Raw genomic sequence first — 22,423 nt, forward strand, 5'->3', positions numbered from 1 at the left:
GGTTCACGGCCAGTTGCGCCCGGGCGCGGCAACCGGCACAGATAACCCATGAAGGACGGCAAGATGGCGAAGGATCTCGGCAACGAGGAAGAGGCGGTCGCGCGCGCGATCGAACACGACATCATCTTCGGCCGCCTCGGACCCGGTGAACGCCTGCGGGAAGAGACGATTTCCCGGGAGAAGGACGCCTCGCGCCACCACGTGCGGCAGGCGCTGATGATCCTCGAGAGATCGGGGATCGTCTCGCGCGAGCGGAACAAGGGGGCCCATGTCCGCGCCTATTCCGCCGACGAGGTCCGCCAGCTTTACGACGTACGCGAGATGCTGACCCGGCAGGCCGCGCTCAAGATCGACCTGCCCGCCAGCGCCACCGACATCGCCGAGATGCAGGCGCTCCAGGCGCGGTACGAAGCGGCGATCGAAAGCAACACGCTGCCCGAGATCCACGCGACGAACGATGCCTTCCACGTCGGGTTCTTCTCGCTTTGCCGGAACCCATACCTCGTCAACATGCTGAAGCGGGCGATGGACATGACCTATGTCATCCGCGCCGCGAACATGGGCAATCCGGACCAGCTCGCCTCGGCCCGGGCGGAGCACCGGGCGATGATCGCGCTGCTTGCGGGGACGGATTCCTGGGCCCTGTCAGAACTTTGCGTTCAGCACCTCCGGCCCAGCAAGAGCCACTACCTCAAGCGGCTCGAGGCGGAGGAGAGTGAAAGCCGGACATCGCGTAGGCCTGCTCGACAAGCGCAAGAGACCTGAGATTGTCTTCGACCTGGGCGCGGAAATGATCGGCCCCCTGCCCTGTCGCGACCGCCTCCACGAAGGCCGCGATCGCGTCACGATAGGCAGCCGTGTAGTTCGCGGCGAGGTCGGGGCGATCCTCGGCAAGCGTCTCGTCCCTACGGAACAGGGTCAGGCGGTCGCCCTCGAGCCGGATCGCGCCGTCAGTGCCCTGGAGTTCCAGCTCGTCCGACAGGCCACCGGGTTGCCCGTGCGTGCGGAAGTCGCCGATCAGCGTGACGGCGGCGCCCGAGTTGGTCCGCAGCAACATGGTCGCGCGGTCCTCGCCCTGCAATTCGGCGGTGTCGTTGCCAAGGACTGCGGCCAGCAGCTCCATCTCACCGACGATGGAGCGCACGGTATCCACATGGTGGATCAGCACTTCCATCAGCAGCATCCGCGACAGGCCCGCCAGCATAGGCTGCCGTGTCAGTGCGGGCAGCGCGCCGGTTTCGTCCGGCAGGAAGCCCGAGGTGCGCGCCAGCAGCGTCGCCTGGCGGAGCCGGCCGATCCGACCTTCGGCGACCCACTCGCGAATCCGGGCGAAATGGGGGCGGTAGCGCCAGTTCTCGTGAACCATAAGCCGTGCGTCGTGTGGAAGCCGGTCGACCAGCGCACGCGCTTCCTCCCACGTGGGGGCCAGCGGTTTCTGACAGAGCACAGGAAGGCCGGCGGCGACCGCACGCTCAACCGAGGCCGCGTGGTGTTCGCGCGGATTGGCGACGTCGACCGCGTCGACCTCGACCGCCGCCAGCATCTCGGCATCCGAGGCGAAGGTCCGTGGCACGCCCCAGCGCTCTGCACGGTCTGCCCGGACGGTCGGATCGGGATCGGCGAGGGCCGTCACCTCGACCCGGTCTCCGAGCTCGCCATAGGCGCGAAGGTGATGTTCAGTGACCCATCCGGCCCCGACGAGGGCGATCCGCAGCGGCTGCATTGGCGACAATTCCCTTTATCATTGTCAACACAATCCTGCTATTTTGCCCGTATGCAGAAATCAACTGGTCATTTTGTTGACAAAACCAAAGTGAGCCGACAATCTTGAGGCAAGACACGGAGGGAGGAGATACCATGCATTGCACCGGCCTGTGGCCCCCGGCGGCAACCCCGTTCCGCGCCGACCTGAGCGTCGACACGGCGGCTTTGGTGCGCCACTGCGAGACGCTTCTGGCGGATGGCGCGAGCGGCCTCGCCCCCCTCGGCACGACGAGCGAGGCCAACAGCCTGACGCTGGAGGAACGCCGCGAGGTGCTCGACGCGCTTCTCGCCGCGATCCCGGCGAAGAAGCTGATGCCGGGCACCGGCGCGTGCGCCCTTGGCGATGCGATTGCGCTCAGCGGCCATGCCGCACGCGCAGGCTGCGCAGGTGTGCTCCTGCTGCCGCCGTTCTTCTACAAGGGCGTCGGCGATGACGGGCTGTACGAGTACGTCGCGCGGGTGATCGACGGCGTGTCCGACGACCGGCTGCGCGTCTATCTCTACCATATTCCGCAGATGGCGGGTGTCGGCTGGTCGCTCGACCTGATCGCGCGGCTGCGCACGGATTTTCCCGACATCGTGGTGGGGCTCAAGGACAGTTCGGGCGACTGGGACAACACGAGCGCGATCATCGAGGCGAACCCCGGCTTCGCCGTCTTCCCCGCGAACGAGGCGCACCTGTCTGACGCCATTCCGCTCGGCGCGGCAGGCTGCATCTCGGCCACCGCGAACGTGAACGCAGGAGGTATTTCCAGCCTGATCGCGGCGTTGCAGTCGGGCAAGGACGCGACCGAGTTGCAGAAGGACGCGACGCACAAGCGGCTGGCCGTCACCGCCGGGCCGCTGATCCCGGGGATCAAGGCACTGCTGGGCCTGAGCTATAGCGATGCCGACTGGTCCATTGTCCGGCCACCGCTGACGGCGATGGGGCGCGCGGATGCCGAGGCGCTCCAAGCCAAGATGTCGACCGAAGCGATGACCTCGTGATGAGCGGCAAGGGAACGGGACTGGCCGGACGGCTCACGGCCTACGGCGACGAGGGCTTCGCGAAGTTCCTGCGCGAGACCTTCCTGCTGGCGCGGGGCTACGGGGCCGACGACCTCGACCGGCCGGTGGTGGCGATCTGCGACACAGGATCGGACTTCAACCCCTGCCACGCCACCGCGCCGCAACTGGTCGAGGCGATCTCGCGCGGGGTGTCGATGGCCGGCGGGCTGCCGCTGGTCTTTCCGACGATCTCCCTCCACGAGAGCTTTGCCCATCCGACCTCGATGTTCCTGCGCAACCTCATGTCGATGGACACCGAGGAGATGCTGAAGGCGCTGCCGCTCGATTCCGCGGTGCTGATCGGCGGCTGCGACAAGACGATCCCGGCACAATTGATGGGCGCGATCAGTGCCGACGTGCCGACCCTGTCGGTCACGGTGGGGCCGATGCTGACCGGCAGCAATGAGGGCACGCGGCTTGGGGCCTGTACAGATTGCCGGCGGCTCTGGACGGAGCATCGCGCGGGCGCGATGAGCGACACTGAACTGCGCACCGCGCAGTCGCAGCTGATGGCGTCGCACGGCACCTGCATGGTGATGGGCACCGCCAGCACGATGGCCTGCATCGCCGAGACGCTGGGCTTCATGCTTCCCGGGGGCGCAAGCATCCCGGCTGTCCATTCCGAGCGTCTGCGCCATGCCGAGGCCTCTGGCCGCCGCGCGGTCGAGATGGCGCGCGGCGCAGGGCCCCTGCCCTCTTCCCTCGTCACCAAGGCCAGCGCGCGCAACGCGGCGGTGGCGCTCCAGGCGCTTGGCGGGTCCACCAACGTGACGATCCACCTCGCCGCGATCCTCGGCCGCGCCGGGGTGACGCTGGATCTCGAGGAATTGGACGAGATCGGGCGCAAGACGCCAATCCTCTGCGATCTGAAGCCGGTCGGGCGGCTCTACATGCAGGACTTCCACGCGGCGGGCGGCTTCCCTGCCCTGCTGCGCGAGCTGGCCGAGGCCGGGCATTTCGACGCCGACACGACGAGCGCCGACGGGCGGCAATGGTCCGAAGTGCTGGACGACTGGCCAGCGTGGAGCGACACGACCATCATCCGCAAGGCCGCCGACCCGGTGGTCGAAGGCAGCGCGATCGCGGTGCTGCGCGGCAGCCTCGTCCCCGGCGGGGCGATCCTGAAACAGGCCGCGATGAGTGCGCATCTGCGACAGCACGAAGGGCCTGCACTGGTGTTCGACGGGCTGGAGGATCTGGCTGCCCGCATCGACGATCCCGATCTCGAGGTGACGCCCGACCACGTGCTGGTGCTGCGCAACATCGGCCCCGTCGGCGCGCCGGGCATGCCGGAAGCAGGGTCGATCCCGATCCCGCTGAAGCTGGCCCGCGAGGGGGTGCGCGACATGGTGCGGATCTCGGACGCCCGGATGTCCGGCACTGCATATGGTGCGGTTGTCCTGCACGCGTCGCCGGAAGCCGCCGTCGGTGGACCTCTGGCGCTGGTCCGGGACGGCGACCGCATCCGGCTCGATACGGAGGCGCGGATGCTCGACCTGTTGGTCGACGAGGATGAACTGGAGCGGCGGCGCGCCGAATGGTCTGCGCCCGAGGTGCCCGCGCGGGGCTATGCCAAGCTGTTCGTCGAGAGCGTCCAGCAGGCCGAGCATGGCTGCGACTTCGATTTCCTCGTCGGCACGGACGGCGCTCGGGATGAGTGACACCGGCTGGGACTGTCATGTCCACGTGATCGGCGACCGGCGGCAGTTTCCCTTGTCGCCGACGCGCGGCTACGAACCGCCGCACGCCCCGCTCGATGACCTTCTCGGCCACCTTGACAGGCTGTCGATCGCGCGCGCCGTGATCGTCCACCCGAGCGTCTACGGCTTCGACAATTCCTGCCTGATCAACGCCTTGGTCGGATCGAACGGGCGCTGTCGGGGGATCGCCGTGCCGGACCCGGAGAGCACACAGGACGATCTGTCAGTGATGGACCGCGCCGGCGTGCGGGGGCTGCGGTGCAACCTGGTCAATCCGGGCGGGCTGACGCTCGACCAGACACGGGGCTGGTGGGACTGGATGCGAGGGGCCGGATGGCACCTTCAGTTGCAGATCGACGCCACGAAGACCGACATTGCTTCGCTGCTGAATGAGCCGGGACTACCGCCGGTCGTAATCGACCATATGGGCTATCCGCCGCGCGGCACCGGTCCCGAGGGGATCGCCCCCTTGGTCGATGCCGTGAAACAGGGCCGTGTCCACGTGAAACTGTCGGCGCCCTATCGGATCTCCGCCGAGCCCGCACCACATCGGGACGCGTTGGCGCTCGCTGCCGCATTGCTCGACGCGGACCCCGAACGGTGCCTTTTCGCGACGGACTGGCCGCACACCGAACTGGCGGAGCCGCCGATGCCGGACGCAGACTGGCTCTCCGAAATCCGGACGCTGGCCGGCGACCGATGGCAAGCGATGCAGAATGCCGCCGAGGCGCTCTACGGCCGCTAGATCCGTTCCCCTTCGTCGAGGGCTTTCAGGATCTCGGCGGCGGAGGACAAAGCCCCGTCTCGCTTCTCCTCCGACATCCGCTCCCACGTTCGATACATCTGGGCCATCCGGGGGTTTCCGTCGAACTGGTCGCGGTTGCGGTGCAGGAAATCCCAGTAGAGCGGGTTGAACGGACAGGCCCCCTCGCCGTGGCGTGTCTTCACGTCGTAGACGCAGCCGCGGCAGTAATCCGACATCTTGTCGATGTAGTTGCCCGAGGCCGCATAGGGCTTCGACCCGACGAGCCCGCCGTCGGCGAACTGGCTCATCCCGATCACGTTCGGCGCCTCGACCCATTCATAGGCATCGGCGTAAATTTCGAGGTACCATTCGTGAACCTGATGCGGGTCGATACCGGCGAGGAGCGCGAACGTGCCAGTGACCATCAGGCGCTGGATGTGGTGGGCATAGGCCTCCTCCAGCGTCTGGCCGATGGCGGCGGACATGCAGGCCATGTCGGTCTCCGCCGTCCAGTAGAAGCCGGGCAAGTCGCGCTTTGCCTTCAGATGGTTGCGCGACGTGTAGTCCGGCCCTTCGAGGTCGTAGATACCGCGCACGAATTCGCGCCAGCCGAGGATCTGGCGGATGTAACCCTCGGTGGCGTTCAGGGGGGCGTTGCCGTCGCGGTATTGCGCTTGCGCCTGTTCGCAGATCTCCAGCGGGTCGAGGAAGCCGACGTTCATGTAGATCGACAGGATCGAATGGTACAGGAACGGCTCGTCCTGCAGCATCGCGTCCTGGTAGTCACCGAATGAGGGCAGCGCCTCCTTCATGAACTTGGACGCGGCGCGCTTCGCCGCGGTCGCGTCGGTTGCGAACCAGAAGGGGCGCAGGGTGCCGGGGTTGTCCGCGAATTCGCGCTCCACGAGGTCGAGCACCTCTTCCGTCACCGCGTCCGGTTCATGCTTCATGGGCGCGGGCATCAGCAGGTCGCGTTTGGCGGGCTTGCGGTTCTCCTTGTCATAGTTCCATTCGCCGCCCTCAGGGTCGTCGCCGTCCATCAACAGGCCGGTCTTGCGGCGCATCTCGCGATAGAAGAACTCCATCCGCAGGCTCTTTCGACCCTCGGCCCAGTCTCGGAACATGCCCTGAGGCGTGATGAAGCGGTCGTCCGGCAGCGTCTCGATCGACAGCGGACAATCGTCCAGCGCCTGCCGCAGCCGCCATTCGCCGCATATCGTCGCGATGACGCCATCGGCGTCGTATTCCTTGTGGCGGCGCATCAACTCGCCGCAGATCGAACGCGCGGTGTCCGCGTCGTCGTACCGGCCGTAGGCGACGGTCCAGCCATCCTCTTCCAGCGCGGCGGCGAACTTGCGCATGGAAGCAAAGATCAGGGCGATCTTCTTCTTGTGGTGATTGACGTAGGTCGCCTCGTCCCGGACCTCGGCCATCACGACGACGTCGCGCGTCCGATCGCCCTCGCGCAGGGCAGAGAGCGTCGGTGTCAGCTGATCGCCGAGCACCAGGATCAGACGCGGTGCTACCATTCGATGCGACTTCCGTCCCATGCGAAGAAGCCGCCGGTGTCTTCGGGCCTGCGGTCGGCGATGACCTTCAGCAGGTTCCGGGCCGCCTCGTCCGGTGTGACGGAGGGATGACGGCCGAGGTACTTCTCGGTCAGCGGTGTCGCCACGGTGCCCGGATGCAGGGCCAGCACGATGGCTTCGGGGCGCTTGCGCGCGATCTCGACGGAGGCCGAACGCACGATCTGGTTCAGCGCAGCCTTCGAGGCGCGGTAGCCGTACCAGCCCCCCAACCGGTTGTCGCCGATGGAACCGACGCGGGCGGAGAGCGTCGCGAACACTGCCCTGCCCTCGCGCGCCAGCTTCGGGGCGAAATGCTTGAGCAACAGCGCGGGGCCGATCGTGTTGACGGCGAACTGCCGCGCCATCGCCTCGGGGTCGATGTCGTCGAGCGATTTCTCCGGGCCCTGCCCGTCGATCTCGAGCGCGCCTGTCACGTCGAGGATCAGCTCGAACGGGCCCTCGATCCGGTCGGCCGCGTCACGGATCGACGCCTCGTCCGTGAGATCGAGCCCGTCCTGCGAGCGGCTGAGCGTTGTGAGGTCCGCCTCGCCGAGCGCCTCGACCAGCGCGGACCCGATGCCCCCACTCGCGCCGATCAGCAGGGTTTTTCCAATGTCTGTCGTCATGTGGCGGAGTTAGTCCGCCGCGCGGGGGCTTCCAATTAGAGCGGACGAATTCAGGCTCCCTTGGAGCTGATCGCGCCACCCCTCAGGCACTGCGCACCGCCTCCAACTCCATCGACGCGGTGGCGCTGTCGTCTTCAGCGGTGAAGAGCGGCAGGCGAAGCAGGAAGGTGCTCCCCTGTCCCAGCTTGCTGACGACAGAGACGGAGCCGTCCTGCAGGGATGCGAGCTCCTTGGCGATGCTCAGGCCGAGGCCCGTGCCGCCGGCCTTGCGGGTGGCCGTGCTGTCGACCTGATGGAACGGCTCGAAGATCCGGTCCAGCTCGTTCGAGGCGATGCCGGGACCGTCATCGGTCACTGCGATGTCGACGTGGGAGTCGGTCGTGGTCATTACGACCGACACCACGCCGCTTTCGGAGAACTTCACGGCGTTGCCGACGAGATTGAACAGGATCTGCTGGCTGCGATGCGTGTCGGCAAGCAAGGTGCAGTCCGCAAGCTGGACCTGCAGGTCGATACCCTTCTGCGCGGCGACGCTTTCCATCTGGTCGGTCACCGTCGACACCATCCGGGCGCCGTCGCAGGCTTCGAGGTCCATCGCCAGCGTGCCGGACGACAGTTTGGAGAAGTCCAGCATCTCGTTGATGAGGAACAGGAGATGCCGGCCCGATTGATCGATCCGCATCATGCGGGCAGCGACGTCGTCGAACAGACCTTCGACCTGATCGCCCGACTGCCGCCAGACGATCTCGTTCCGCTTGAGCGCGGTCACGAGTTGCCGCGCCTTCGAGGATTCCGCGAACTTCATGCCGAGGCCCGAGTAGCCGAGAATGACGGTGAGCGGCGTCCTGAGCTCGTGGCTCAGCACGTTCATGAAGTCGGTCTTCGCCTTGTTCGCGCTTTCGGCCGCCTCCTGCGCCTGCTTGACGGCGGTGACATCAACCCGGATGCCGACAAGCATGCCATCCTCGGAGCGGCTTTCGGAGACGTGATACCAGCGCCCGTTGGAGAGCTGCTGTTCGAAATCGGAATTCTCGGACAGGTGGGCCTTCATGCGCCGCTCGAACCATTCTTCCTCGCGGCCCACGGCCTCGGGATACTGGCCGACCGAGAGGCCGTGGCGCAAGATGTCCTCGAACCGGACACCGGGGCGGATCACGTCCCGGCATTTGTCGTACATGCGGTAGAAGCTGCTGTTGTAGACGACGAGCCGGTCTTCGGCGTCATACATCGCGAAGCCGCCATCCAGCGCCTCGATCGCGCGGCTGAGCTTGGCCTGCGCCAGTTGGCGGGTCCGGCCGAGATGCAGGATGTACCATGTCGCGGCCAGCGCCAGGAGGCAGGTCATCAGGATGACGAGATTGTTCGGCTCGACGGGCGAATTGCTGGCCCAGCCGCCCTTGGGCGTCGCCAGCATTGACCATGCGCTGCCCGCGTAGTCGAAGTCGATCTGAACTGGGTCTTGAAGGGAGGACGCGGCGCTGTTGCCGAACAGGCGCAGACGCAAGCCATCCTGATCGGGCTGGCCGATGACGACGATGTCATAGTTCTCGAAGCTCGCGTCGAGGCCGGACGCCTCGAAAGCCGCCGTATGATCCAGGACGATCGAGATGATGCCCCAGAGCTGCCGTTCGCCGTCGGCCCCGTCCAGAAAGACGGCCTGGCGGAGGATGGAGCCGACATTGCCCTGCACGAGCGAGATCGGCCCGAAAAGCCGGGTCTCCCCGGAATCGATCGTCTCGAGCACACCGGGATACTGCTGGGCGCTCGTGGTATAGTCGAAGCCGCGGACCGCCTCGTTGCCCTCGACCGGGTAGAACATGTCTACCCGGAGGTCCGGCGCGAGCGCGATGTTGACGATACTCTCGTCGCCCTGGCGCAGCAGCGCGCCGAGGTCGTCGACGTCGTCTTGCGTGAAATCCGGATTCTCGCGGACGGCGGCGATGAACTGGGCAAGGATGACGACCTTGTCGAAGATGCTCTCCTCGATCTGCTCGCGGACTCCGATCATCTCCTGCGTCGTCGCGAGGCGCTGCTGTTGCAGCTCCTCCTGGTGGGACAGGCTGGAGAGCTTGAGGCCGACGAGGCAGACGATCACGGTCGCCGTCGCCATCAGGGCGAACAAATCGCGCGTGAACAGCCATTCGACCCAGGCAAGAAGCCGGCGCGCGCCTGTCGGCCGAGGGTGTTTACGCGTCACAAGGGTTACCTTTCACCTGTTCCGTCCGGGCTTCTTCAGACCCGAGCCGCGTTAAGATTTCATGCCGATTGATGGCCACCGTGGCGCAAGGATCTGTTCTTTTCTTGGCAGTGCGAGCGAAATTGTGCCTTTTCGATGCATCTTTCGCTGCAGTGGCACGATCGCGCTACAGTTGCAGGCTAAGACAGATCCTCGCGCCGCCCCTACGTCCCGATGAAGTCCGAGCGGCGTTCGAGGAGGGCGGCGCAGAGGTAGTCGACGAACAGGCGGATGCGGCGGACACGGCGGAGGTCGGAGTGGAGGAGCACCCAGATCGACCGCCGCTCGTCGAGGACCGTGCCCGGCAGGCGCTGGAGTTCCGGGAAACGGGTCTGCACCCATGCCGCCAGAAGCGCCATGCCGGCCCCGGCGCGAGCGAGGTGGAGGTGCATCTCCGGGTCGGGGATGGAGTGGCGGATGCGGGCCTCGGGGAACGGAGAATTCTGGATGATGGACAAGAGCTCCGGCACCGGGCCGTATCCGATCCAGTCCAGTCCACTGCCTCTTGGACCCGCCTTCGGCAGCATTCGGTCGATGTAGTCCCGGGAAGCAAAGATGCCGATCGACGCGGGGAAGAGCTTTCGGCCGACGACATCCTCGTCAACCTCAGCGACGCTGCGGACAGAGACGTCGGTTTCCAGCCGGGAGATGGAGTCGATCCCGTAGGACAGCTGAAGTTCGATCTCGATTTCGGGATAGAGCGCCGCGAAGTCGGCGAGCACCGGGGCGAGCATGAAATGCGCGGTCATCGGATCGGCAGAGAGCCGGATCAGGCCGGAGGCCTCCCGATCGAGCCCCTGAACGGCGTTGAAGCCCTGCAGCAGCGATTGCTCCGCCTCGAGCGCCTGGGGCAGAAGCGTGCGCCCGGCGGCGGTCAGGTGAAAGCCGTCGGCGCCGCGGCGGAACAGCTGCACGCCGAGTTGCGCCTCGAGCGCTTCGATCTGGCGGCGGACCGTCGCATGGGTCGCGCCCTGCTGGTCTGCGGCCGCACGAAGCGAACCGTGGCGCGCCACGGCGAGGAACGCGGGGAGAGATTTCCAATCCATCATGGGTGGAACATTTTCGATCCACTATGGGCCATTTCTGGCAATTCTCGTAAATTTTGTGATCCGCTATGTCAGCCTCGTCAACCCGAGAAAGGACGAAGACGATGCAGCACGAGACCCAGACCCTGAAAGCTTGGAAAGTCACCCGCTACGGCGGTCCCGAGATCCTCGCCCCCGTCACCCTTCCGATGCCGACACCAGGCGCGTCCGAGGTCCTGATCCGCGTCCGGGCCTCTGCCGTCAGCCGGGCCGACGGGCTGATGCGGGCGGGGCTGCCGCGGTTCGCGCGGCTCTTCCTCGGGCTCCGCCGCCCGCGTCACGATCTCGTCGGCACCTGTCTCTCCGGCGAGGTGGTCGCCGTTGGCGCGGCCGTCAGCCGGTTCTCCGTCGGGGACGTGGTCTATGGCATGTCGGGTCTGAGCTTCGCCGCCAACGCGACGCATATCGTCATGCCGGAGGACGGGGTGCTGATGCACAAGCCCGACACGCTGAGCCACGAGGAAGCCGCGGTGATGAGTGACGGCGCTGTTACGTCATTCAACTTCCTGACGGAGATCGCGCAGCTGCGCCGGGGTGAGAAGGTGCTCATCCTCGGCGCCGCCGGCAGCGTCGGTTCCGCCGCCGTTCAGATCGCAGCCGCTATGGGGGCCGAGGTTTCGGGCACCTGCAGCGCGCGGAATGCCGGGCTGATCGCATCCCTCGGGGCGACGCGTGTCATCGACTACGCCACGGAGGATTTCACCCGGGCGGCAGAGCGTTACGACGTGATCTACGACACGCTCGGCGTCAGCTCATACCGGCAGGCGAAAAGAGCGCTCACGCCGGATGGGCGCTATGTCTGCCCGGTTCTGGACGTCGTGCTGTTGGTTGCCGTGCTGCGCACGATGCGCTCGACAGCCCGAAAGGCGCGGTTCTCCGCCACCGGTATGCTCAAGTCCGACAGGCTGCGGGCGATGCACCGTCAGCTTCTCGACCTCGTCGAAGCGGACAAGTTCGCGCCGGTGATGGACCGGACCTATCCGCTGGACGAACTCGTCGAGGCACATCGCTACGTCGACGGCGGACACAAGCAGGGGAACGTGGTGGTGGTGTAAAGGCCTTCATCTCAGGCCTTGCAATGTAAAACGATCGTTTTACCTGTTGCTCAGGACCCGCCAAGGAGGCCGAGATGGACAAGACCGCCACCCTTATCACTGCAGCCGAAAAGCTCTTCGATCGGCACGGATACATGGCGACCGGCATGGACCGGCTGACCGAAGCCGCGCAGATGTCGAGCCGGACACTCTACAAGCACGCCGGCAGCAAGGCGGAGCTCATGGCAACGGTGCTTCGGGAGCGCGACAGGCGATTCATGGCGCAGCTTGACGTAGCGAGTGTCGATGCGCTGTTCGCCGCGCTGGCCGACTGGATCGAGACAGAGGGCGCGCGAGGCTGCTTCTTCCTCCGCTCTCGCGCGGAGACGGGCGGTGACACGCCGGAAATCGCGGACGCCGTGGCGGCGCACAAGACCACGTTCCGCCACCGGGTGGGAGAGATCGTGTCGGCCGAGCTTGGCCGGGACGATCCCGATCTGACAGAGCAGATCATCGTCCTGATCGAGGGTGCGACCCATGCCGCGGTCTATCGCGGTGCGGTATCGGTGAGGGCCGCGCGGGCCGCGGCCGCAGTCCTGATGGATGGAGCACGGACATGAGTCCCGCCATCCGGATCGGAACCGTCGGCTTCGGCCTCATCGCCGTCTGTTACGGCTTCGCCCGCTTCGCGTTCGGCCTGTTCCTGCCGCAGATCGACGCCGAACTCGGGCTCGGTCCGGCGCTCAGCGGCATCATCTCCGGCGGGGCTTTCGCCGGCTATTGCGTCACCATACTCCTCTCCGCCGCACTGACCGAACGGATCGGGGCCCGGCCTGTGGCTGTGAGCGCGGCCCTCGTCGCGGCCGTTGGCATGGCGGGGATCGCGCTCGCGCCGACGCCGCTGACCCTCGCAGTCGCGGTGGTGGTGGCGGGATCGAGCACCGGCCTCGCCTCTCCGCCCATGGCGGCAGCCGTCGCGGGCGCGGTGGCGAAGGGCCGGCAGGACCTGACGAACACCGTCATCAATGCGGGCACCAGCGCGGGGGTCGCCCTGTCGGGGCCGATCGCGCTTGCCATCGCGGGGCAGTGGCGGCTGGCGTTCGGAGCCTTCGCGGTTGTCGCACTTGTGCTGGCCGTCGCCGCCGCGCGCTTGCTCCCGGGCGCACGCGGGGAGACCGGCGCTGCGGGCCTGCCGCATCTGTCGGGCGCGGTGCAGCGCCTGATTGCGGCGTCGTTCCTGATGGGCGCGGCAAGCACGGCGCTCTGGTCCTTCGGCGGGCAGCTCGTGTCGGAACATCTCGACTGGGGAGCGACCGGAACCGGCATCCTGTGGAGCCTCATCGGCGCCGGCGGTCTCGCCGGCGCGTGGGCCGGCGCACTCGTGGCGCGCTACGGGCTGGACCGGGTCCATTGGGCGTTTCTCGGACTCATGGCCCTGTCGATCCTCGTCGTCGGCTCGGGTCAGTCTCCGGTCCTGACGCTCGCAAGCGGAGCGATGTTCGGCGCTGCCTACGTCATGCTGACAGGGGTTTACCTGGTCTGGGGCGTGCGCGCCCTGCCCGACCGTCCCGCGACGGGGCTGATGGTCGGGTTCCTGACCATCGCCGTCGGTCAGACCGCTGGCGCGCCGCTGTTCGGCCTTGTCATGGAGCGGTCGGGACCAGCTACCGCCGTCTGGACATTTGCCGCGATCTCGATCCTCGCGGGCGTCTTTCGCGCGCAACGGATCACCTCCGCCGCATCTGCGTGAACGACGTCGGCAACCTTGCTAGCCGACCTTGCCGTCGAGCTCGTCCGTGATGTGGATGCGGATGATGTCGTCGAAGGAGGCGTCGGCGCGGAAACCGAGAGACTCGGCGCGCTTCGCCTCGAACCCCTCCGGCCAGCCGGCGACGATCCCGGCGATCGTCTCGTCCGGCTCCCGCCGGATCAGCGAGGTCGCCTTGTCTCCTGCGACGCGGCCCAGCGCCTCGATCTGTTCGCCCACGGAGGCCATGATGCCCGGCATCGAAAGGCACCGGCGCGGGCCGAGTTGTTCGGTGTGGAGCGCCGCCGCGTGGACGAGGAAATCGACCGCGGTGCGAGGGCTGGCGAACCAGTGCCGCACGGTGTCCGCGACCGGCAGGACTGCTTCCTGCCCGACGAGCGGTTCGCGCAGGATGCTGGAGAAGAAGCCGGAGGCCGCCTTGTTCGGGAGGCCGGGACGGATGCAGATCGTGGGCAGGCGAATGCCGATCCCGTCGACCAGCCCACGGCGGGAATAGTCGTTCAGCAGCAGCTCGCAGATCGCCTTCTGGGTGCCGTAGCTGGTCAGCGGCGCGCGGACGAATTCGTCCCCGATCGGTGTCGGGAACGGGGCGCCGAAGACTGCGATGGAAGAGGCGAACACGAACCGCGGGCGATAGCCGTCGCGCTCGTGTTCCGCGCGGATCGCTTCGAGCAGGAGCCGCGTGCCGTCGAGATTGACGGCGTAGCCCTTCTCGAAATCCGCTTCCGCCTCGCCGGAGACGATGGCGGCGAGATGAATGATGATGTCGGGCTTCCGGCCGATCATGGCCACGACGTCCGCCGGATCGCAGAGATCGAACGTCACTGTCTCTACCGGGAAGGCCGCCTCCGGGCCCTCCGGCGCGACCGTGTCGGCGAGTGTCAGACGATCGATGTTCTTGCCGTCGATCTCGCCCGTCGCAGCCAGCCGCTGCGAAAGCTTGCGGCCGATCATTCCGGCCGCCCCCAGTACCATCACGTGCATGTCGTCTCCTCCTCGCGCCATGTGGCCCGAAGGCGGAACGGGTTACAACATCGGACTGGCCGGTGCGGTCATTCCTTGTTCAGGTTGTATTTCATGATCCGACCGTGCCGGCCGTCCCGGTCCCGTTCGACGTCGTAGACATCGCCGTCCACCACCCCGTGCGCTGCAATGGCGGCCTCGATCCGGGCGCGGTCCTCGTCATCGAGTTTCACGTCGAACAGACGCGCGTGCCGGTCGAGGTGCCCGCCGTGGCGCACACCGACGATGATGCCGGAGACCGACGGATCGTCGAGCATAGCCCGCATCGCGACCGACGCGATGTCGGTGTCGTGCTTGTCCGCGATCTCTCGCAGTAACCGGAGGAACGACTGGAACACCGACCAGCCGCCGATGTCGTCGATGATGAGCTTGTACTTCGTCAGCGACCGGTTCTCGAGCTCGCCCTCCGGTTCCGCCACGCCGAGCCAGCGGTCCGACAGGAAACCGCCCGCGACCGTGCCGTAGCAGAGCACGCCGATGTTGCGCTCGGCGCAGAGGTCGAGCATCCGCTTCACCGGGCGGCGGTCGATCAGCGAATATTGCATCTGGATCGAGGTGACGTCGAAGCCGCTGTCGGCGAGTTCCGCCATGCAGGTGCTGTTGAAGTTCGTCGTGCCGAGCCGGTCGATCTTGCCCGCATCGCGGAAGTCGCTGAGCCATGATGCCACCTCGAGGTAGCGCGGCACCGCGAGGTCCCACCAGTGGAACTGGACGAGGTCCAGCCGCTCCGCCCCAAGCCGGGAGAGCGAGCGGTCTATCGTTTCCTGTACGTCGGCCTTCGTGAGGCCGGACAGCCGTCCGAGATCGGGCACGCACTTGGTGTGGACCTTCAGCCGGTCGAGCAGGTCCGTCCGTCCCGCCGCCCTGGCGTCGCGTCGGAAGGCACCGATCAGCTCTTCGACGCCGGTGTAGATGTCGGCGCAATCGAAGGTCGTGATCCCCGCCTCCATGTAATCATACATCTCGCGCACGGCCTGGTCGCGGTCGATCTCCCCATGCCCGCCGGCGAGGTGCCAGCCCCCCTTGATAAGGCGGCTGATCTCGTAGCCGTCGGCGAGGGTGGTGCGTTCGATTTCGGTCATTTGTCGTCCTTCAGGTCGTCTGGAAGCGGCACGGCGGTCGTGTCGGCATGGCTGAAGCGGCGCTTGCCGATCCGGGTGATCCGCAGGCGCGTGGGGCAGTTCGGATCCGGACAGGCACAGGCGGCGTCGGTGCTCATCCAGTCGTTCGGGTGCGTTTCGCGCTGCTTGGCCGCCAGCAGAGGCAGCACGGCGGCGAGCGAGTAAATCGAGAAGCCCTGTCCATCAGGCAGGTGCAGCATCTCGCCACGCAGTTCGAAATAGTCGCCCTCCTCGCCACAGTAGATGCGACCGGGACCGGCGCGGACGACTTCGACGCGGAGGTCGTAAAGTTCGAACTCGTCGCTCATCCGGCTGGTCTCAGCTTTGGACGGACGGCCTCGATCGCGTCGAGCATCGACGCGCCGAGCCGGGCACAGCGGTCTGGGCTCCAGCCCATGTCGGGGTCGGGGTCGCGGTGGCAATCCTTGAAGGGCATTTCCAGCAGGATCGACAGGCAGTCGAACTCCTCCGCGATGGAATTCCACGCCATGCGCATGTCCGCCTCCGCCGGCGGGCCGCCGGGATAGGGGTCGGACAGGCTGTAGGCCGGTGTCGCCTTGCCCAGTGCCGTCGCGAAGTCCCTGAACAATCGGGCCAGCCGGTCGGAGCGCGACGGGATCTCGAGCGGGCCGCCGAGGAAAATGTAGGGCAGTTCCTCGTCGCCGTGCGCGTCGAGGCAGAAGTCCACGCCCTCTGCCCGCATCCGTTCCCGCAGCGCCGCGACCTCGGGCGCCGTCTCCGGATCCGTCTCCCGCCACGCGCGGTTCAGGTTCATGCCGCGCGCGTTCATCCGGGTGTTGCCCCTCAGGCAGCCGTCCGGGTTCACCGTCGGCACGACGAAGATGTCGAGCGTCTCGCAGAGGTGCCGGCCAAGCCCGTCCGCCGGGTCGAGCAGCCGTTTGAGAAGACCCTCGGCGAAGAAGCCAGCCATCGTCTCCGACGGGTGCTGGCGGCCGATGATCCAGGCCTTCGGCTTGCCCTCCCCCGACGTGCCGATGCGCAGCAGGTCGATGTCGTTGCCGTCGGGCGTCGTGGTGAGCGTTTCCAGCCGACAGCGCGGGTCGTTCACCGCGCGGGCGATCATCGCATCGTGCCGGGCCATCGGAAACGGCGGATAATAGGCGATCCAGACGGTATCGCCGACAGGTTGCGGGAACATGGTGAAGGTCCCGTCGGAATAGCTTGCATCGGACCGCCGCCAGTTGGCGAGGTCGTCGGACACGAAGGGGCGGTAACCGGTCCAGCAGTCCGGCACCTCCTCCCGCCCGGCAAGGCGGGACAGGTCCGACGCGTTCTCGATCGAAACTTTCAGGTCCCGCCCCCGGACGCCCGAGACCCGCAGGTAGAACCAGTTGAAATCGGGCGAGTCACCGTCCGGCCGGAGCCGAATGCGGACGTGATCGCCGTCGATCCCGGTCAGGATGGCGCTGCCGCCTTCGAAGCCGGTGCTGACGATGATGGGCGTTGTCATGGTTAGGGCCTTCTGCGTCTGCGATGCGTGGTCTGCGCTTGGGGCCGACGTTAGGGGACCTCGGCAGCGAGCGGAAGGTCGGCACGCCCGGCTTTCGCAGGGTCAGGCAACAGTGCTTTTCCACCCTGCCCTGCGGCCAACAACGAGGGAGGCGTGATGACATCGCGGCGGCTGATCGGCAGGCACCGTCTTTAAGTCGTGCCTTGCCTGGCGCTGGATACCCGGCCCTGCGGGGCACGGAACTTGGAGACGCGAAAGGTCGTGCCTGGACCATCGGACCAATCGCATGCGATGTCACGCCGGGGTTTCCTGTCCTGCGTGGCTCGCACCGCCGCGAAGGAGCGCGATCCCGACGGCGATGAACCAGGCGATGGCGCCAAGACCGAACACGGCGCCGGCAACCTCTCCCAGCGGCGGCAGGATCGTCAGCAACCCCGCGGCCCCACTGATCGCGCCGATGCCGGCGGTGAGGCGGCCGAAGATACCGCTCGCCAGCGCGGCGAGGCTGACCGCAAGGATCCACGCGCCGCCGGCGATCTCGTTGCCGCCACCGAAGCCCAGTTCGACCGCGTGAAGAGTCTGCCACAGAGAGGCGGCTGCCTCGGGGTCGGCGGCGAGAGCGTAGGTCTGTTCGACGGCGACGTTGGCGATCATCCCGGCACCAAGGACGAGTGTCGCCCAGATCACGCCGAGCGTTCCGGTCAGCACTGCGGCATCGGGCCGCGAGACGGCGATCTGCTGGCGCAACGCGACGACCAGCACCGCAAGCGCCAGGGCGTTCACGACGTAGATCGCGGTATTCCACGCGATCATCACGCCCGGGCGGTCCGCGATGAAGGCGACGACGGCGGCCGTGTCGATGTCGCCGGTGCCGAAGCCCAGAGGCGCGAACACGGTCACGACCATGGCGAAGCCGACAAGGTAGGTCGCGGCACAGGTCAGGGCGGCGAGGCCGCCGGCTTTCAGAAGAGTCATGAACGTAGTCCTTTCGATGTGTGTGCCGCTTCGGCGGCAAGAGTTGCAAAATGGTCGGTGAGACGCCGCGTCCCGAAACGGGGCGCGACCATATCCATCCCGAGCGCGGTCAGGAAAAAGCTTGCGGGGCCGCTCACCCGGCGGGGCAGGATCGGCAGGGTGGCGAGCGCGATGCGCCGCAGGGCGTCCGGCAGATGGGTGATGCGCGGCTCGGACCCGAGGGCGGCGAAGGCGGCGCGGGCGATCTTGTCCTGCGTCATCACGTCGGGGCCACCGATCTCCGCGCTGCCAAGCCCGGCCTCCGTCGCGTCGGCGATGGCCGTGGCGAGGTCGGCACCGTGAATGGGGTTGAGACGCTGCGACCCGTCGCCGAACAGCCAGACACGGCCCCGTCGCGCCATCGTCAGGACTTCGCCCATGTCCGAGAAATAGCCGGTCGGCGCGATCACCGTTGCGGGCATGTCGGAGGCAAGCAGCGCATCGACGAAGGCGGACTTGGCCTCGACGAGGGGCACGCCCGACATCGCCGAAGCGTTCAGGACATGCACATAGGCGAAACGCCCGACGCCGGCCGCTTCGGCCTCGCGCAGCAGGTTCAGGTTGGCCTGGTAATCGACCTCCCGGTAGCCGAGCCCGTCGGTCTGTCGGGTGATGCCGAGCGATGAGACGACGAGATCGACGCCGTCCATGATCCCGCGCAGCGTCTCGGGCCGTGTGGCCTCCGCCTCGACGAGTACATCGGCGAGCCCCTCGCCCCGGGCGGTGTCACGAACCAACGCGGTGACATGGTGCCCGCGCCGCGCGTATTCGGCGCAGAGGAAGCGCCCGAGATAGCCGGTCGCGCCGGCAACGAGAACGTTCATGGCTTGTCTCCCGTGGTCAGGACAGGCCCACGCCAAGCGCGGCGACGGCCATGAGGAAAAGGACCGGCGTCCAGAGCAGGCGCTCCGGGCGGGACGGGCTTGCGGCGTTGGCGGCCAGCGACAGGAGCGTCAGCGCGACCGCGGGCCAGAAGATCGGCGTCAGCTGCGCCGCGCCGATCCCGGCCCGGGCGAGCACTGCTCCGGCCATGGTGCAGAGCAGCGCGGCCTGAACCATCGCCAGCGCCCGCCAGGCGGGCGGCAGACGGCCGGGAAAGCGGCCGCCGACCGTCAGCCGGCCGAGCGGCGCACCGGCGGCGTTGGCGAGATGCATCAGCAACGGCAACGCCGCCAGCCCGGCATAGGCGAAGGCGAGAACCTGGATCATCGGCCTCTCTCACCACCACCGGGAGAGGCGGACAGGCAAGGAGCGGCGCACCGAGCGCGTCGTTCCCTCAGCTAGGCCCACGTCGCCCCAAAGGCGCCGTGGCGGATAGGTGCTTCGCCATGCGGGCTGGCGCGGCCCACCGGTCAACAGGTGATGCAGACCGGTCATTCGGGTTTGGATGTCGTTCATCGCGCCCTCACTCAGTTGACGACCGCGTGGCCGCGGCCGCGCAGGCAGTTCAGGACAATGGTTTCACGGGTATCGCTGGCCTCGGACAGGCCCATCGCCGTGCCGGCCAACGCGCCGGCAACAGCGCCGCCGAGCGCATCGCCTTCGTCATCGACCTCGCCCAGTATCCCGCCGATCCCGGCGCCCATGGCTGCCGCCGCCATCGTCTCGTGGTTCAGCTGCGACTGGCTGCGCGCAAGATTGCGGCATGCGGAAAGGTCGCTCTGGAACTGCATGGTCGGCGGCCCGTCGAGGATCGGGTCCACATCAGTTCCCATCTCCGCGCAGGCGCCCAGCAGGGCTGTCAGGCAGAGCGGCGCGATCATTATCGGTTTCATGTCGTGTCTCCTTCGACTGTCGGTCTTGTCGAGGGAGTGCCTAGCCGTCAGACCCCGGCAGCGGCATGACCGCAGAGATCAGCGGATTGACCTACGGCATCATTCGTTCATCCAAGCCGTCGGGCTCGACCCGGTCCAGCGCCGGAACGCCCGCACGAAGGCCGAGGCCTCGGAAAAGCCCAGGAGGTAGGCGGTCTCACCCACCGACACCTTGCGCGTGCCGAGGTAGTCTATCGCCATCCGGCGGCGCAGCTCGTCGTGAACCTCCGCGAACGTGACGCCTTCCTCCTTCAGGCGGCGGTAAAGCGTCTGGCGGCTCATGCCGAGGTCCCGGGCGATCCGGTCCATCGACATCGAACCTTCGTGCAGGTCGGAGAGCATCCGCGACTCTACGGAAGAGCGCACGGTGTCGTTGGTCGCGAGGTCCTGGAGCAGCGCGTCGGCGTGGCGAGTGAAGACGCCGAAGACGTAGTCCTTGCCGCCATCGAAAGCTTCGTCGAGCCAGACCGGATTGATCCGCAGCGCATTGCGTGCCGCCCGGAACGTCACCGGCACGCGGAACAGCTCGGGGTAGCGGTTCGCGTGCGGCGGCGGGGCATAGGTGACCTCGAGCGCCTGCTCGAACGGGTATTCCGGCGCGGAGCGGCGGAATTCGGAAATGAACCGCGCGAAGCTCGCCTCGATCGCCATCCAGTCGCCGTCGCTGGGGCTGTTGTCCACCAGCCAGACAGCGTCCGCCTCCCGGACCAGCTCGAACCGGTCGCGGCCGCCCGGGATCGGTACGTCCGCCATGAGCCTTGCATACCGGTTGAGCTGGCCGAGGCTGTGCGGAAAAGAGGTCGAGGCATGAACGATCTGGCCGACGATCGACATCGTCTCCAACCGGGTCTCCAGCACGTGGCGCAGCAGAAGCGAGGTGTCGCCCGTCGTCTCGATCCCGGCGGCGATGAGCGCATGGTACGCCGCGACCGGGATGCGCGCATCCTGATCCGCAAGGTCGTTCTCCGCCAGACCCGAGGCCGCCAGCAGTCCGTCGCGCGGCGCACCTTCACTCACCGCATAGTCGAGGAAGGCAGCCGCGAAACCGGCGGCCATGGTCTGATCGGACATGCGGTAGTCCTCCGGGGTCAGGATCGTGATGCACCCGGTCATGTCGTCACCGAACCGGTGCCGGCAGAATGTCAGAAGACATGACGTTAGGACACCCCAATGCTGGCTGGCATAGTTGCGGTGCCCTAATTCCGGACCACTGGTCGCCAAGCTCTCGCGCCGCGGGAATACGATCGAGCCTGCAGAAATCTCCGTAGACCGCGTCAGTTCAACAGCGTCAGGATCACCGTGAGCTGCCGATCAGGTGGAGGGACTGAAGAAGAAGCGGAGCATCTCGGCGCTCGCATCGGGACCTTTCGGATCGGTGTAGCTTCCCGCGGACTGTCCGCCGGACCATGCGTGCCCCAGGCCCTCCACGATCCAATGCTCGACCGCTTCGGAACCGGTCTCGTCATAGGTCGTGCAGCGTCGGTAAGATCGCCCGCCAGCGGTGCCCGAGGTCTCGCTCTGAACGCTCTGCCCCGGGCCGCCCTCCAGCGCCTGCCGGACGATCTGTTCGCCGTTCGTGGGATGAACCGTGTGATCGGCATCGCCATGAAAGACGATGGTGCGCGTGCTCGCCGTGCGCGGGGCACTGTCCGCCCCGCGTCCGGCCATGGCCGCAAAGGCAGTGGGTATGTCCTTCGCCGCGCCGGCGGGCAGACCGGAATGGGCACCAACTGCCTTGAACAGGTCCGGATAGGTTCCGCCAAGGATGACGGCCATGGCCGCCCCTGCCGACAGGCCCGCGACGAAGACGAAGTCCTCCGGCACGGCATGTCGTGCGATGACCTCTCGCGCCAGACCGGCAAGGATGGCGGGCTCGCCGCGGTCGCGCCTCTGGTCGCCACGGCTGAACCAGTTCCAGCAGGACTGCGCGTTGTCGCCGCGCGACTGCTGCGGATAGACGACGACGAAGCGATGCTGCTCGGCGAGGGCGTTCATGCCTGTGCCGGCGGCGAAGTCTTCGGGCGTCTGCGTGCAGCCATGAAGCATGACCACGAGGCCGGTAACCCCGTCTTGCGCCGAAGCAGGCACATATGTGCGATAGCGGCGCGTGCCGGCGGCACAGGAGAAGCTGTCCTCGTCAAAGCGCGCCCCGTCGGGAAGGTCGGCGGTCTGCGTTGCGGGCCGGCCTTCAGGCTGAAGGCGGGACATCAGCCCGGACAGCGCCGAGGTCAGCGTTTCACTTCCGCTGATGGGCGGCACGGATGCCGGTCCGGCCGTCAGACCGTGCTGGGCAAGCGTGCGTGTGACGAGGTCATTGGCCGAGTCAAATTGCGCGGCGCGCGTTTGCCCGGTCGCCGCGCGCCATGCGCCGGCGTTGAAGTTGATCATCTGTTCCGTCCTTGTGAGG

22 protein-coding genes are annotated in these 22,423 nt (G+C 67.0%); 7 read left to right on the forward strand and 15 right to left on the reverse strand.

Annotated features, from left to right (window positions below; translation table 11 throughout):
* Positions 1-63: 63 nt before the first annotated feature.
* Positions 64-765: a GntR family transcriptional regulator gene (locus tag I8N54_RS14195; protein ID WP_232790400.1), complete on the forward strand. Its 702-nt coding sequence runs from the start codon at positions 64-66 to the stop codon at positions 763-765.
* Here I8N54_RS14195 and I8N54_RS14200 read toward each other — a convergent pair.
* Positions 692-1,723 carry a Gfo/Idh/MocA family protein gene (locus I8N54_RS14200; protein ID WP_140197414.1) on the reverse strand — a complete coding sequence of 344 codons (1,032 nt, stop codon included), beginning with the start codon at positions 1,721-1,723 and terminating at the stop codon, positions 692-694. The two genes, I8N54_RS14195 and I8N54_RS14200, sit on opposite strands and share 74 nt — an antisense overlap.
* A gap of 134 nt (positions 1,724-1,857) precedes the next feature.
* Between I8N54_RS14200 and I8N54_RS14205 the strand changes: the two genes are divergently transcribed.
* The 3 genes from I8N54_RS14205 to I8N54_RS14215 are packed head-to-tail and all read left to right on the forward strand — an operon-like array spanning position 1,858 to position 5,256.
* Complete coding sequence (locus I8N54_RS14205) at positions 1,858-2,751, forward strand: dihydrodipicolinate synthase family protein (RefSeq protein WP_140197413.1); 894 nt, start codon at positions 1,858-1,860, stop codon at positions 2,749-2,751.
* On the forward strand, positions 2,751-4,472 hold the full coding sequence (locus I8N54_RS14210) for a dihydroxy-acid dehydratase (RefSeq protein ID WP_140197412.1): 1,722 nt from the start codon (positions 2,751-2,753) through the stop codon (positions 4,470-4,472). Before I8N54_RS14205 ends, I8N54_RS14210 begins: the two co-directional genes overlap by 1 nt.
* Entirely contained in the window at positions 4,465-5,256 is a 792-nt protein-coding gene (locus I8N54_RS14215; protein WP_197097682.1) for an amidohydrolase family protein, read from the forward strand. Before I8N54_RS14210 ends, I8N54_RS14215 begins: the two co-directional genes overlap by 8 nt.
* Here I8N54_RS14215 and I8N54_RS14220 read toward each other — a convergent pair.
* The 4 genes from I8N54_RS14220 to I8N54_RS14235 all read right to left on the reverse strand — a co-directional run bounded on the left by I8N54_RS14220 (position 5,253) and on the right by I8N54_RS14235 (position 10,735).
* Positions 5,253-6,785, reverse strand: coding sequence for a cryptochrome/photolyase family protein (locus I8N54_RS14220; protein ID WP_140197410.1), 1,533 nt, complete (start codon positions 6,783-6,785; stop codon positions 5,253-5,255). The genes I8N54_RS14215 and I8N54_RS14220 overlap by 4 nt on opposite strands.
* Positions 6,779-7,450: an SDR family NAD(P)-dependent oxidoreductase gene (locus tag I8N54_RS14225; RefSeq protein ID WP_140197409.1), complete on the reverse strand. Its 672-nt coding sequence runs from the start codon at positions 7,448-7,450 to the stop codon at positions 6,779-6,781. The genes I8N54_RS14220 and I8N54_RS14225 overlap by 7 nt, the downstream gene beginning before the upstream one ends.
* Positions 7,451-7,532: 82 nt before the next feature.
* Positions 7,533-9,647 carry an ATP-binding protein gene (locus I8N54_RS14230; RefSeq protein ID WP_232790401.1) on the reverse strand — a complete coding sequence of 705 codons (2,115 nt, stop codon included), beginning with the start codon at positions 9,645-9,647 and terminating at the stop codon, positions 7,533-7,535.
* A gap of 203 nt (positions 9,648-9,850) precedes the next feature.
* On the reverse strand, positions 9,851-10,735 hold the full coding sequence (locus I8N54_RS14235) for a LysR family transcriptional regulator (RefSeq protein ID WP_140197407.1): 885 nt from the start codon (positions 10,733-10,735) through the stop codon (positions 9,851-9,853).
* A 101-nt stretch (positions 10,736-10,836) separates the two neighbouring features.
* Between I8N54_RS14235 and I8N54_RS14240 the strand changes: the two genes are divergently transcribed.
* The 3 genes from I8N54_RS14240 (at position 10,837) to I8N54_RS14250 (ending at position 13,555) form a co-directional block, all read left to right on the forward strand.
* Positions 10,837-11,826, forward strand: coding sequence for an NAD(P)-dependent alcohol dehydrogenase (locus I8N54_RS14240; RefSeq protein WP_140197406.1), 990 nt, complete (start codon positions 10,837-10,839; stop codon positions 11,824-11,826).
* A gap of 74 nt (positions 11,827-11,900) precedes the next feature.
* On the forward strand, positions 11,901-12,425 hold the full coding sequence (locus I8N54_RS14245) for a TetR/AcrR family transcriptional regulator (RefSeq protein ID WP_140197405.1): 525 nt from the start codon (positions 11,901-11,903) through the stop codon (positions 12,423-12,425).
* A complete protein-coding gene (locus I8N54_RS14250) occupies positions 12,422-13,555 on the forward strand; it encodes an MFS transporter (RefSeq protein ID WP_140197404.1) in 1,134 nt (377 codons plus the stop codon). Before I8N54_RS14245 ends, I8N54_RS14250 begins: the two co-directional genes overlap by 4 nt.
* An 18-nt stretch (positions 13,556-13,573) precedes the next feature.
* Here I8N54_RS14250 and denD read toward each other — a convergent pair whose 3' ends face one another.
* From denD to I8N54_RS14300, 10 genes are all read right to left on the reverse strand, one after another.
* Positions 13,574-14,557 (reverse strand): D-erythronate dehydrogenase, encoded by a 984-nt coding sequence (gene denD, locus I8N54_RS14255; protein ID WP_140197403.1) that lies wholly within the window; start codon positions 14,555-14,557, stop codon positions 13,574-13,576.
* Between the two features lie 68 nt (positions 14,558-14,625).
* Positions 14,626-15,678, reverse strand: a complete 1,053-nt coding sequence (locus I8N54_RS14260) for an aldo/keto reductase (protein WP_197097681.1) — start codon at positions 15,676-15,678, stop codon at positions 14,626-14,628.
* Positions 15,675-16,025: a TIGR04076 family protein gene (locus tag I8N54_RS14265; protein ID WP_140197402.1), complete on the reverse strand. Its 351-nt coding sequence runs from the start codon at positions 16,023-16,025 to the stop codon at positions 15,675-15,677. The genes I8N54_RS14260 and I8N54_RS14265 overlap by 4 nt, the downstream gene beginning before the upstream one ends.
* On the reverse strand, positions 16,022-17,188 hold the full coding sequence (locus I8N54_RS14270; RefSeq protein WP_140197401.1) for a M14 family metallopeptidase: 1,167 nt from the start codon (positions 17,186-17,188) through the stop codon (positions 16,022-16,024). The genes I8N54_RS14265 and I8N54_RS14270 overlap by 4 nt, the downstream gene beginning before the upstream one ends.
* A gap of 294 nt (positions 17,189-17,482) precedes the next feature.
* Positions 17,483-18,163 (reverse strand): hypothetical protein, encoded by a 681-nt coding sequence (locus I8N54_RS14275; RefSeq protein ID WP_140197400.1) that lies wholly within the window; start codon positions 18,161-18,163, stop codon positions 17,483-17,485.
* The gene (locus I8N54_RS14280) at positions 18,160-19,026 is read right to left on the reverse strand and encodes an SDR family oxidoreductase (RefSeq protein WP_140197399.1); all 867 of its coding nucleotides are present in this window, start codon (positions 19,024-19,026) and stop codon (positions 18,160-18,162) included. The genes I8N54_RS14275 and I8N54_RS14280 overlap by 4 nt, the downstream gene beginning before the upstream one ends.
* A 16-nt stretch (positions 19,027-19,042) precedes the next feature.
* Entirely contained in the window at positions 19,043-19,411 is a 369-nt protein-coding gene (locus tag I8N54_RS14285; RefSeq protein WP_140197398.1) for a hypothetical protein, read from the reverse strand.
* 200 nt (positions 19,412-19,611) lie between these two features.
* Positions 19,612-19,965, reverse strand: coding sequence for a glycine zipper family protein (locus I8N54_RS14290; protein WP_231592768.1), 354 nt, complete (start codon positions 19,963-19,965; stop codon positions 19,612-19,614).
* A 111-nt stretch (positions 19,966-20,076) separates the two neighbouring features.
* On the reverse strand, positions 20,077-21,087 hold the full coding sequence (locus I8N54_RS14295; RefSeq protein WP_140197570.1) for an AraC family transcriptional regulator: 1,011 nt from the start codon (positions 21,085-21,087) through the stop codon (positions 20,077-20,079).
* Positions 21,088-21,327: 240 nt separating this feature from the next.
* On the reverse strand, positions 21,328-22,404 hold the full coding sequence (locus I8N54_RS14300) for an extracellular catalytic domain type 1 short-chain-length polyhydroxyalkanoate depolymerase (RefSeq protein ID WP_140197396.1): 1,077 nt from the start codon (positions 22,402-22,404) through the stop codon (positions 21,328-21,330).
* Positions 22,405-22,423: the final 19 nt, after the last annotated feature.

The sequence above is a fragment of the Pelagovum pacificum genome (assembly GCF_016134045.1).
GTDB lineage: Bacteria > Pseudomonadota > Alphaproteobacteria > Rhodobacterales > Rhodobacteraceae > Oceanicola > Oceanicola pacificus_A.